At 49.3% G+C, this 12,226-nt stretch carries 9 protein-coding genes; 1 reads left to right on the forward strand and 8 read right to left on the reverse strand.

Features of this window, described 5'->3' with window-relative positions; translation table 11 throughout:
• Positions 1 to 58: 58 nt before the first annotated feature.
• Both NIES2104_RS10515 and NIES2104_RS10520 read right to left on the reverse strand, forming a co-directional pair.
• Positions 59 to 3,610 (reverse strand): alkaline phosphatase, encoded by a 3,552-nt coding sequence (locus NIES2104_RS10515; RefSeq protein WP_058998174.1) that lies wholly within the window; start codon positions 3,608 to 3,610, stop codon positions 59 to 61.
• Between the two features lie 105 nt (positions 3,611 to 3,715).
• Positions 3,716 to 3,967 (reverse strand): TIGR02450 family Trp-rich protein, encoded by a 252-nt coding sequence (locus tag NIES2104_RS10520; protein WP_058998175.1) that lies wholly within the window; start codon positions 3,965 to 3,967, stop codon positions 3,716 to 3,718.
• Between the two features lie 84 nt (positions 3,968 to 4,051).
• On the opposite strand from NIES2104_RS10520, the gene NIES2104_RS10525 reads away from it, so the two are divergent.
• Positions 4,052 to 4,855 carry a pentapeptide repeat-containing protein gene (locus tag NIES2104_RS10525; protein WP_225895233.1) on the forward strand — a complete coding sequence of 268 codons (804 nt, stop codon included), beginning with the start codon at positions 4,052 to 4,054 and terminating at the stop codon, positions 4,853 to 4,855.
• A gap of 129 nt (positions 4,856 to 4,984) precedes the next feature.
• Here the strand turns inward: NIES2104_RS10525 and NIES2104_RS10530 are convergent, their stop codons facing one another.
• From NIES2104_RS10530 to ntcA, 6 genes are all read right to left on the reverse strand, one after another.
• The gene (locus NIES2104_RS10530; RefSeq protein ID WP_058998177.1) at positions 4,985 to 5,962 is read right to left on the reverse strand and encodes a fasciclin domain-containing protein; all 978 of its coding nucleotides are present in this window, start codon (positions 5,960 to 5,962) and stop codon (positions 4,985 to 4,987) included.
• An 89-nt stretch (positions 5,963 to 6,051) separates the two neighbouring features.
• The gene (locus NIES2104_RS10535) at positions 6,052 to 6,663 is read right to left on the reverse strand and encodes a hypothetical protein (protein WP_058998178.1); all 612 of its coding nucleotides are present in this window, start codon (positions 6,661 to 6,663) and stop codon (positions 6,052 to 6,054) included.
• Positions 6,664 to 6,842: 179 nt separating this feature from the next.
• The gene (locus NIES2104_RS10540) at positions 6,843 to 9,368 is read right to left on the reverse strand and encodes a sigma 54-interacting transcriptional regulator (RefSeq protein WP_058998179.1); all 2,526 of its coding nucleotides are present in this window, start codon (positions 9,366 to 9,368) and stop codon (positions 6,843 to 6,845) included.
• 73 nt (positions 9,369 to 9,441) lie between these two features.
• A complete protein-coding gene (locus NIES2104_RS10545; protein WP_058998180.1) occupies positions 9,442 to 9,855 on the reverse strand; it encodes a pre-16S rRNA-processing nuclease YqgF in 414 nt (137 codons plus the stop codon).
• Between the two features lie 28 nt (positions 9,856 to 9,883).
• Positions 9,884 to 11,278 carry a DUF3084 domain-containing protein gene (locus tag NIES2104_RS10550; RefSeq protein ID WP_058998181.1) on the reverse strand — a complete coding sequence of 465 codons (1,395 nt, stop codon included), beginning with the start codon at positions 11,276 to 11,278 and terminating at the stop codon, positions 9,884 to 9,886.
• Positions 11,279 to 11,395: 117 nt separating this feature from the next.
• Positions 11,396 to 12,067, reverse strand: a complete 672-nt coding sequence (ntcA, locus tag NIES2104_RS10555) for a global nitrogen regulator NtcA (RefSeq protein ID WP_072218052.1) — start codon at positions 12,065 to 12,067, stop codon at positions 11,396 to 11,398.
• Positions 12,068 to 12,226: the final 159 nt, after the last annotated feature.

Genomic DNA, 12,226 nt, shown 5'->3' on the forward strand with positions numbered 1-12,226 from the left:
CTCCCAGTCTACTTCAGTAGACTTTCGTCAATTAGCCCGAAATTTATTTCAGGGTGGGCTACGCCACCAACGTAAACGCGCCGCTCGTCAAACTGTTCGCCTGAACGCCATTGACGATCGCTAACAGTTCATTTGCAGTCCCAGCCCGTACCAGAACACTATCCGCACTTTGCACCAGAGACAATCTGCCAAACGTCAAACTCCCCGACAGCGCGATGCGATCGCCTTGCTCTAGATTCAAATCGCGAATCGTCTGAGTCCCCTGACCAATCACAAATAGATCGGCTCCTGATCCACCGACCAGAATATTTTGTCCGAGTCCACCATCGAGAAAGTCATTGCCCGCATCGCCTCGAAGAATGTCATCTCCGCCGAGTCCAAATAAGCGATCGTCTCCTCCTTGAGCGTTGATCACATCTCTCGATGAATCAAAACCAAAGACACGGTTGTCCAAATCGTTTAGAAATGTAACCGTATTACGATTGAACACAGTGTTGCGAACTAGATCAGCCGCGAACATATCAAAGCTATCCGCCACACCAGAATCATTGAACTCGATATTGGCAAAATCGACGATCGCGCTAGTGGCTCTCGTCAAGTTGTCCAAGTTCTCTAGCTGGAAATCTCGCAAAATTGCGCCTGTGTTCTCAACTCCCTCAAAGGAAATCGCTAAATCATTTCCAACTTGCGTCAAGATCATGTTCTCAGGACTGAGATCTTCACCCACAAATCGAATCGTGTCGGCTTCTCGAATAATTGCTTCAGACGGTGTTGTTGTGGGACCGATGCCCGTAAAGTTTACTGCTGCGAGAATACCTTCTCCTGCTTCAACCGTGGCAGTTTTATTGCCGCCCGCAAAGTTCACAACCTCTGAGAATTGCACCCCGAACAGCGTTTGATACATCAGCCGATAGATTTCGGTATTGTCCAATGTGCTCGGTAGCTTATCCGCATTTAATCCAAACGCCTTAGAAACAATGCTGCCAGGGAAATCAGGAGTTCCAACCCAACTGACCGCAAAGTTACCTAAGTTGCCATCTAAGCCATCCGTCGAGGGAAACGATCGCCAAGGTGCATCGGAACTGCCAGTACTGCCATTGATGCCGTCTAGGAAGTTGCGAACGGTGTTTGTCGTCGTCGGATTGACATTGATAAAAGGAACAGCAGGTTCTGTATTCTGCAAATCTGGAGTGGTAATTGCATTACCAGACGGACGAGTGAACGGTTTGAATTGCGTCACCTGCAATCCGCCTGCTTCACTATCTGCGGCAGTCAGGACTAAAGTATTGGGATCTTGCGATCGCACATAGTCCATTGCGACTCCGATCGCGGCATCTGCTCGTCGAACTCCCTCGATCGAGCCTACTGCATTGTTGTTATTACCAAAGTTATCCGTTCCTTCTTCTTCAACGACTGCCAAGAAGCCATCCGGATCACGGCGAACAATCTTCAACGCAGCTTCGAGCATTTCTGCAACCGTCGGAGCCGTTGGAACATAGAGCGGAAGAGGGTTAGGTGTGTTTAGTCCGAGTGCTTCTTCAGGACGATCGTCAAACGTATGATTTGCCGCAAATACCCCCAAAAGTTTCTCTGGCGGATTGCTTCCGTTCACCACGGCATTGAGTTGATCTTCGGTGTAAACCACGGTGTAACCGAGCGATTTCGCCAAATCAATCAAATTCGTCGTTGGGCGATCGGCTGGATCATCGAATTCAGCATCAATCTCAGTCGTGACATGAAATCCGGTTGTACCTTTGGGAAGTAAATAGACTTCACCACCCCCTAAAATCACATTGGCTCCAGATCGGATCACTTGTTCCGCAATTTCAGCGGTTTTGTCTCGTGCTCTCAGAGTATTGCCGTCTCGATTCGTGGTTTTTGCGGTAAATGCAGCGGTTCCAGGTTCGCCAATGTGACCCGATTGAATCAAGGCGACGGCTTTTCCGGACTCGATCGCTTCATCGACGATCGTTTTACCCACATTTCCAGACAGCGGAATCACCGGATTGTTATTTTTATCCAGTCCAAACGATTCAGCAAACACCTTCGTCCCAGTCGCATGAGTGACCGCACCCGCATTAGAAGTTCCAGTTAACTGATCTTCCATGTGTCCGAGATAAACCCCGGCATTGCTCATCATGTCCCAATTCAGGCGACCGTCTGGACCTTTATCGATGTTCCGTAATGCGCTGAAGTACGAAGGACTCGTTCCATCCGGGTGAATGAAAATAACATTGCCCGTGTCGCGAGTGGCTGACGGTGCTGGGGTCGGTAGCTCGACTCTCGAAGGCAATTCCGTATTGAACAACGTTTCATACATCAATTCATAGATGCCTGTGTTGTCGATCGTCGATGGCAGTTTGTCCGCATTCAATCCACTCGCTTTCGACACGATCGAGCCTGCGAAATCCGGTGTTCCCGCCCAGCCCACCGAGAACGAAAAGCGATCGCCACTCGCATCCGGAGCCGCAACAAACGGTAATGTGTTCGCTCCAGTTTGACCATCGAGCGGATTTTGGCGATCGGTATTTGTCGTGGGATTGACTGCGATCGAGCCGACCGGACGACCCGCGGCGGTATCTCGCACTTGTAAGCCGCCACCATCACTATCAGCAGCCGTGATGATCAAAGTGTTGGGATTGCGATCGAGAAAATCTTGAGCAACTCCGATCGCAGCATCGGCTCTGAGAGTCGCTTCGATCGTTCCCGCCGCATTGTTGACGTTTCCAAAATTGTCAGTTCCTTCTTCTTCAAAAACTGTGATCGATCCGTTGTTGAAGTTCGGGTGCTTCTCCATCAATTTCTGCGTCACCTCTAGCATTTCTGCTGAAGTGGGAGCCGTCGGAACATAGAACGGAATTGCATCCGCTTGTCCAAGTCTGAGAGCTTCTTCGGGTCGATCGTTAAACGTATGAAACGCCGCAAACACACCCAAAACTTTCTGCGGTGGATTGGGTGTTTCTAGCAGATCAAACAATTGATCTCTGGTGTAAACCACCGTGTAGCCGCGTGATTTTGCCAATTCAATTAGGTTCTCTTGAGGGCGATCTAAGACGCTGGTACTGCGAGCATCTAACTGAGTCGCCGTTTCATGAAATCCACTCGTGCCCACAGGCAGCATGTGAAGCTCTCCACCACCCAGGATGAAATCGACCCCGGATTCGATCACCGCTTTGGTAATGTCTGCCACTCGACGACGGGGCGCAATTCGTTCGCCGTTCAGCGTCGTTTCCCCGACTTGAGCCACAAATGCGGCAGTTCCGGGTTCTGCTAGAAATCCGGATTGAACCAGCGCGGTCACTTTATTGGCTCCGATCGCTTCTTGTACGATCGTTTTTCCCGTATTGCCCGATGCGGACTCGACTGGCGTTCCATCGCGATTTAAGCCAAAAGATTCGGCATAAACCTTAGTTCCAGTGGCGTGTGTGACCGCTCCAGCATTTGAGGTTCCGGTGAGTTGGTCTTGCATGTGACCGAGATACACCGCAGAGCGATCAAGCTCGTCCCAGTTGAGTCGTCCATCAGGACCAAACTTCTGGAAGCGGGCGGCTGCATAGGTCGAAGGGCTAGTTCCGTCTGGATGGATGAAAATTACGTGATTTCCGTTCATGGTGGGCGGGCACTGTCAGTAAAAACATCTAGTGCCCAGTGTGTCGATCGAAGGTTAAGAGTATCGGCTCCATCAGGTTAAGGACATGATAGAAAAAACTAATACTCAATATAAGAAATCCTTTTCTTCCTGTTCGTTGAGTGATTTCCAGCCTCCTTGCCACTGCGATCGATCTTTCAGCAATTTTGCATTCATCCAAAATCGAACATTCGGATCACAAGCAGCGACCATTTCAGCAAACACCCATTCGCCTTCATTTTTACGATTCACCACTTGAAAATGTCGCCAGCCCCAGGTTTCTTGCTGAGCCGTCCACTTTGAACCCACGAGATGAGGAAATTTTTGTTTCTTAGCCATGATTCCATTTTAGATTTTCGCTTCCGAATCAGGAATACTCAGGCTGAAGTGAAAAATTTATCACATCGGTCACGAGACAGTACTATGAAGTGTTTTCCTGCTCACTCTTCCCGGTTCAAACCTATGATTCGGACAAATTTATCCGTAGTGACACTGATTTCGCTTGGTGTTGCGCTCCCGGTTCAAGCTGAAAATCTCGATCACGTCCGCCAGCTTCTTTCGACGAAACAATGTGTTAATTGTGAACTCAGTGGTGCGGGGCTAGTGTTTGCCCAATTGCCTGGAGCAAATTTATCTGGAGCGAATCTAGCCGGGGCAAATCTGAGTCAAGCAAATCTGACTGGCGCAGATTTGTCGGGTGCGAATTTAACAGGCGCAACTTTGAGTGGTGCAAATTTGACAGGCGCGAAATTGACGGGTGCGAATTTGCAAGGAACGGATTTAACTCGATCGTATGTTGTCGGTGCAGATTTTACCGGAACCCAGATCGAAACGGCAATCATTCAAGGCGCGATCGGGCTTCCCACAACTGCCGGAAACGCTGAGATGTTTTACCAAATGGCGATGGAAGCGGGGAAACGGCGGCAGTATGAACAAGCGATCGCGAATTTCAATCAAGTCTTAGTTCGCAAACCTGATTCGGCTCCTGCCTTCATTGGTCGAGCGATGGCGCGGTTGGAATTGGGCGATCAAAAAGGCGCAATTCAGGATTCTGAGCGGGCAGCGGCATTATTCGAGCAGCAAGGCGATAAGGACAATGCCAAATCTGCGGGCACATTAGCCCAGACGTTAAAAAATCCGCCAGATGCACGATTGAGGGGCGGCGGATTTGGGCAAACCCTGATCAACGTGGTTGGCGGATTATTGCAATTGTTTTTAACGCGGTGACGAAGAATTTTGGTGCCACCGCGATCGTTGGGTAGAGACGCGAACACCGAAGGTGCAGCAAAGCTCCTAATCGCGTCCCTACGTCATCGGGTTAACGCCACATTCATTATCAGGTCAACCCGTGTCCCATTACGGGGTCATCATACCTGCCTGCGGTGCCAGGCTCGTCAATTTCGACTGCAATTCTGCCGGAAGAATGACTCCATTCACCGCATGGATAATTCCGTTTTCCGCTTGAATATCTGCACCCACGACTTGAGCATTCCCCACGCTCAGCGAACCTGCGCCACCTTGAGCGGAGAGCGGGTTACCACCCAGCGACTGAACTTGCTTCGATGCCAAATCTGCCGAGGTCACTTTACCGCGGACGATGTGATTTTCCAACACTTGCACCAGCAACGCACGGTTTTCCGGCTGCACCAATGCCTTGAAAGTTGCAGGAGGCACTGCTGCTAACGCTTCATCGGTCGGAGCAAAGACGGTGAAGTCGCCGCTACCCGCAAGCGCCGTGAATGAACCGTTCGACTCTGCTACCCGCAAGAGCGCATTGAACAATTCAAACGAAGGGCTAGTGCGAACGATTTGATCGAGCGTTTGACCCTCAGAACCCGCTACCGAAACCGGAGGTGTAGTCGTGGTGCTGCTGCTTCCCGGAAGATTGTTGTTTTCGGGGCGGTTTGCGGGGGAGACAGTTCCCGGAACGCTTTGATTGTTGGGAACACCTGGATTGATCGTACCGCCATTGTTGGGTGAATTGCTAGGCGTAGTGCCGCTTCCCGGAAGATTGTTGTTTTCGGGGCGGTTTGCGGGGGAGACAGTTCCCGGAACGCTTTGATTGTTGGGAACACCTGGATTGGTCGTCGTACCGCCATTGTTGTTGGAGTTTTCAGGTGAAGTAATCGTTCCAGGGGTGTTTTCACCAGACTGACCGCCGATCGGAGGCACACCAGTATCGCGGTTGCCAGGAGCGGGAGTTTCCGGCGTGTTTGCGGGTGTGGTTTCAGCGTTGGGGGTGGATTGACTTTGTGCAACCGAGGGCAGAGCCAGACTCAAGCTCAATCCAAGTGCAGAAAGTCCAGTTGTTAAACGCTTCAGTGATGTTTTCATTGTTACTTACTGTAAACACTTCGCCATCTAGCGTATAAGTTACGAACTCGAACTTCCTCACCCCGGTGAAATAATCCCAAAGAAGTGTTTTATCGCTGAACTCGTTGCCGAATGTCGAGCATGTCCGCCAGAGTAAAATCGTCTATTTCGATCGGGGTATCGTCTTCGGCAGGTAGAACGGTGACAACGGGACGAGATAGCGCAGGGGGCAAAATCACTTCGGGTCGGGGTGTCGCGTTGGCAATTGATCGAGCTTGTTGCGCAATCGGGGGACGAGGTGATTGAACGGGTTGACGCGATCGCACTGTTTCACGAGTTGGCGCAGCTTGCCGTCTGACAACCCGACGCGATGCAGGTTTCACCGGGCGCAATTGTTTTGCTAAGAGAACTGAGGTGACAGCACAGCTTGCCGTGACCAGCATTACGAGTCCAAACGTGTTAACTGGTTTGCTCAGTTGGAAGGGAGCCGCTTGAGCTTCAGGTTTGGGAGATTGTGCGACTTCTAGCGGGGCTGGGTTTGTGTAGGTTAGACCCGAAACAGCTAACCAACCGAAGAAGAGAAAAGAACCCCAAACTGCGAAGAGACAGAAGAAAGGATGACGTTTTGCAATGTGGAGTAAGAGATGAAAAGCGGTTAGTTTTGCACTCGGTTTTCGGGGTGTCGATCGTGTATTCGATCGTGTCGCGCTCATGTTTTGCATGGGTATTGTCCGATTGCCCAGGAACGATGCGGATCGCATCAATGGATGGCTAAGAATTGTACAGAAAAATTCTTTATTTGGCTAATATTGACCGATTGCTCGATCGTTGCAACCTATCTAAAGAAAGAGCCTGCACCTGTAGTCTACCCTTCTAGCATCCCAAAGCTTTTCAGATGTTTCTAGGGAAAAATAATTAATTTCCATAGCACTGAGCCGAGAACGACCATTGCTAAATGCTGCGGTAGTAGATTCTGAATCGGTTGACGAGCAATTTTTTGAGTGAGAAACACACTTAGCCAGAACGTTAAAGCGATCGTAGAAGCTTGCAAAAATTCAATCACGGCGGGATGAGCGACTGCGATCGGCAAAGTTGCCATCAGTTCCGCACTGCCGCCGAAGGTTGCGACCGTTACGGGTAGAATTCGTCCTGCTTCGGTTAAACCGAGATGGAGATAGTGCGCGAGATTGACACCTAGAACAAGCGGAAGATAGCCATAGGCAAGTTCGAGGAAAGAGCGCGATCGCGAATTGAACAATCGCAAAATCTGGTGAAAGAACAATGCGACAGTTCCGGGTAGCATCAGTGCCAAGACGGAAACGATCGTGTGATTGAGAAATCGATCGAGGTGCAAATTGATACCTAGTACCTGTTCAATCTCTGGTAATCGATGTAAAACTACGGCTCCAAACAGGAGAAACAATAAGCAGATTTCCGCATAGCTCGGATGGTGTGTTGTCCAAAGTTCAATTCCAGGCGGGCGTAGGTTAAGTTCAACCGATCGATGCGGACAAGCTTTGAGACAAGTCATACACAACACACAATCGCGATTATCTTGAAGCTGTGCGGGATGAGAATAGATCGGACAGCCTCCCGTTTCCATACCTTCCCCTTTTTGGGGTCCGCCTTTGTAGCATTGATACGTGGTGCAAGATGCCGAACAGATTCCTTGCTGTGCCCGGAGTTCAATCATTGATAGCTTTGCGAATAAGCCATTCATTCCCCCGATCGGACAAAGATAGCGACACCAAAATCGCCGTTCAAACAACACTGAAAAGATTACCGCTCCAGCAGTGATCAACAACAATAAGCAACCGGATAGATAAGCTGTATTTTCTAAGTTCCAGAGTTCTTCCCACAGCAAAATCAGTGTGAACATTCCAAATAGGAACCATCCGCCCCATTTGTCCGCTGATTGTCTCGCCCAAGGTTGTAACTTTCGTGGATAGAGCCAGAGTGAAATCTTCTGTGCTAACTCGCCGTAAATCATGAATGGGCAAATCGAACACCAAAGCCGCCCGACAAAGGGGAATGAGATCAAAATCAGCATCCACCACCAAGCCCAAAATAGATTTAGTGCAACGTTACGATCGCGAGTTTGAGGTGCAACCATTAACACTGTTACAACGACTGCAAACACGCCTAACGTGAAACCATAGTTAATCCGATCCGTCCACCAAGGGCTTCTGAGAAACTGTCGTAACTTCGGATAAGCATTGAGCAAATTCACCCGGAATCGACGATTTTTATCGCCTGTTGACCAAAATACTTCTTCGGTCAGTTCCGAGCATTCTGCTTGTCGAATCGCTCGATCGAGTAAATTTTCAAGTTCAACATGATTTCCTGGAAAGTCATAGCCTTGAAGTCGTCGCATTGCTTCAGGGGTAATTTTCGGTTTTGCAATGCCTCGCGATCGAGCAATCAAACTGAGATAGTATTCTGCCTGCATTGCAATATCTGACTTTCTCACGCGCAAAGGTGGCACTTTGATCACATGATCCACGAGCTTGCATTTCTCTAATCGCGGCAGAATCTTCTCAGAAGTCATCAGAATTCGAGCTTGATACGATCGAGCTTCTGGCTGTGGTTCTCCTTCACGAGCGATCGGGGTAAATTTTCCCGTGGTTAAAAGCTGAACTAACTTTTCTTCAAACTCTGGTGAAATGTCTTCGAGATTGTTCAGCATCAATGTGCCTCGACCTACCCAATCGAGCAATCCAGGCTTATCAGAACGTCCAAATAGCTCCACAGGTTGTAAGGTGTTGCAATTCACTTTGATCAATGGCTCTTTGCGATCGCGTGATCCAAAGTGAATCAATGCTCCGGTGTTATCTTTTTCTAGTCCGGGTTCTCCAAAAATCAGCACAGAACCGCGATCGCTCGATGCCTTTTTAATGTCTTGGCGCAATCGAACCGCATAACGGCTGGTTCCAACAATGCCGCGCTTCACTTTTGGCACGAGATACGATCGCAGTGCAATCTGTCTTTCTCGCTCATACGCGAGTTCAGAAGCCACTTGCTCTAATTGGGCGGCAAGCTGTTGAGACACGCTCTGAGCAATTTCTGGGAACTGTTGCGCGATCGCTAAAAATTCAGTCCTTGGAATCGTCCAAATCACACAATCATTCAGTGTATTCGTCGTTTCTTCTGCCACCCGGTCTAGCAAAAGTTCTTTGAGATAAACGATCGCACCCGGAATTAAGCTCGTCACGTTTGCGATCGTGGTTTTACTGGTGCGATAGCTCTCTAAATGACCCTCATGCAGAATGTAGAGCGCTTCAGGCTGGGTGTCTTCGAGTCCGATGCGCCGATTGGCTTGAGTTGATTGTTCTTGAATCTGTTGCGCGATCGCGGTTAATGCGATCGGTGACAAGCCTGAAAATGCTGTCTGTTGCCGCAACCATTCCACCCGCTCTAAAACGTTCATGGTTCGCCTCTGAATGCGCGAACTCTATCCTAGAACTAACACCGCTCTAGATAGGACAGATTGATCGATAAACTTAACTCACCAAGCGTTCTAGATATCGCTCAATTAACAAAATCGCCACAATATCATCGATCGGTCTGGGGGGCGATCGCATTCCTTCAGGAATCAAACGGCTGAACCCCTTTGGAGGATACATTTGCCAAAAACGATCGCGTGCCTCTAATGAACTATTGCGCTCATCGACCGTTACCACACGCAAATCGGTTAATTCCTCAGCTAGTCGCCGTTTCCATTCTTTTGAAGAAGTCTGATCGCCCATCACTAATAGCGAAACTGGAAAGCGATCGCGCAAGGATTCGATCGTCGGAATCGCTCCCTCTGCACTGATCACTTCATGGTAGTAAAGTCTTCGATCGACCCCCATCACCGCTAAACCGCACTTTTGCCGCCCTGGATCAAATCCCAAAATCACTGGCTGTTCCGCCATGATGCGCCTCTACTCTCAAAAAAGTTCGTTAACTGGATGCTCTTAAAATCACTTGCCCGTTCTGCACCGCCACTAATTCTATTTTTAGAGGTCCTGCTGTGTAAGTCACTTGTGATGCGACCGCCCTAATCTCGATCGCAGTCGGATAACGTCGCAACTGTTCAATAAAAGGTCCAAGCGTTAACAGCTTCTCGATTTCGATGTTGTCGTTTAAAACCCCAGCGACACGAGCGCGGGAATTAGAAGCCGCGAACAAGTCCTGAATCGATTTCTGAAAGTCCTGAGACGAGAGTTTCGACGGATCAATCGTTTGCGATGCGATCGTATCTCCTTCGAGAAATACCACCCGATTCGGAACCGCATTGACATAAACAAACACCGCGCTATTTTCGCCCTTCACATAGTTGGCGCGGGCTTGCACACGAACCAGATAATCCTGACCGTCACTAATCTGCCGAATCAAGCCTTCCACTTCTGCGATCGGAATTTGGACAACTTGATCATTTCGCCCCGGTTGTAGCGATTGAATTGCCGCCCGATTCGCATACTGTAACAGTTGATCAACCGCTGCTCTTGCGCCTCCGGGTTCGACCACACGCACAACCGCAGAAGATAAGACTTGTGTGCGATAGATCGCTAAATCACCGCTCCGAACCAGTTGCACATCTCGCCCGAATTGCTGGAGCGCCTCAGTCAGCGCGGCACGTTGTGATTCCAATCGTTTCAGATTTTCTCCACGTTCTGCAATCACGCGATCGCGTTCACTAATTTCGCGATCGCGCTGTTCGATCACTCGTGTCCGCTCTGCAATTTCTTCATCTCGCGCTGCAATCTGGGTCTTCACCTGATCGCGCTGTTCAATCAATTTGTCTTGTTCGGATTGCAGTTGAGCGATTTCAGTCCGCAGCTTCTCAGCTTGACCCGAAACCGTCTCTAATTGACGACGAGTTGCATCGCGCTGAGCTTCCGTCGTTCGCAGTTGAGCATTGGTTTCCCGTTGCCGATCAATCGAGGTCTGCAAATTGGCATTAATTCGTTTGAGCTGTTCTTCGACTTGAGCACGTTCCGATCGCGCTTCTGTCAGTTGCTTCTCGACCTGAGCTTTCTGGGCATCAGTCGCTTTCAAATCAGCCGACACTTTTTCTAAATCGCGTCCTCGATCGCGCAATTCCGACTGAATCCGTCCGAAGTTCAGCAGCATTTCCCGGAAGGTCTTACTCGCCAGCAGCAACACGCCCAGCGTCGAAGCAGAAATTAGCGTTCCGGTTAAGATCGTGACGACGACAGCGGTTTGCTTAGGGCGGAGATTGAACAAACTGAGGCGGGCTTTTCCCACACGGGTTCCTAAACGATCGCCAATTGTCGCGATCGCTCCCCCCAACACCAGCACCACCAGAATTAAAATCAGCCCGACATCGGACATACTACTCCCAAGTCATCCCCCACCCAAAACGGTCTGAGGCAATTCTAGACCCGCCTTTCATTATGCCTGTTCCCTCTAAACTTCGGGCGCGTCCTTCAGGAAAGAATTTTAAGCGAATTAGGTGAATTGTTGACTCAGCGTTACAGGATTGTGAACGGTGATCTTTTTCTTGTGAATCGAAATCATTTTGTCTTGCCGCAAATCACCCAATAATCGAGTAACCGTTACACGAGTTGATCCGATCGCTTCTGCGATCGCTTGATGCGACAGTTTCAAATCGATCATGATTCCTTCTTGCGTCGGCACACCAAAATCACGACACAGAATCAAAAGAAAACTCACCAGGCGTGATCCCATGTCTCGGTGTGCCAAGGTTTCAATCATCATCTCGGTCTGAAGAATCCGCGATGATAAGCCTTTGAGCATTAACATCGAAAGTTCTGGGTTTTCTTTCAGAGCTTTTTCGACTTGTTCGATCGGCACTGAAAGCAATTCAACCGGGGTAAATGCGACCGCGTGATAAAAGCGATCGGCACGCTGTCCGGTAATCAGCGATAACACCCCGAACACGCTATTTTCTCTTAACAGCGCTACTGTAATTTCTTCGCCTGCTTCGTAGACCCGTGAGAGTTTGACCGCACCCTTAACGAGAAAATAGACTCGTTCCGCTGGATCACCCGGAAAAAAGATTGTCTTACCGCGTTCAAACGTCTCAATAACAGGAGGATACGCACCTCCCCCGATCTGACGAAACATTGTTGCGAGCGGTCTATCCTTGGTCACTACCATTTCTTTCCTTATCGTATCGAGTGAAACTGGAGCAGTTTACCGAGTCAGTAACGCGATGTGCACTTTGTGAACAATCGATGACTTTAGACCACTAAAACTGAGTCCTCAAATGGTTTTTGTACACTGCGCTACATTTTTGCTCTGATTTTGAAAATCTCC

Source organism: Leptolyngbya sp. NIES-2104 (assembly GCF_001485215.1).
GTDB lineage: Bacteria > Cyanobacteriota > Cyanobacteriia > Leptolyngbyales > Leptolyngbyaceae > Leptolyngbya.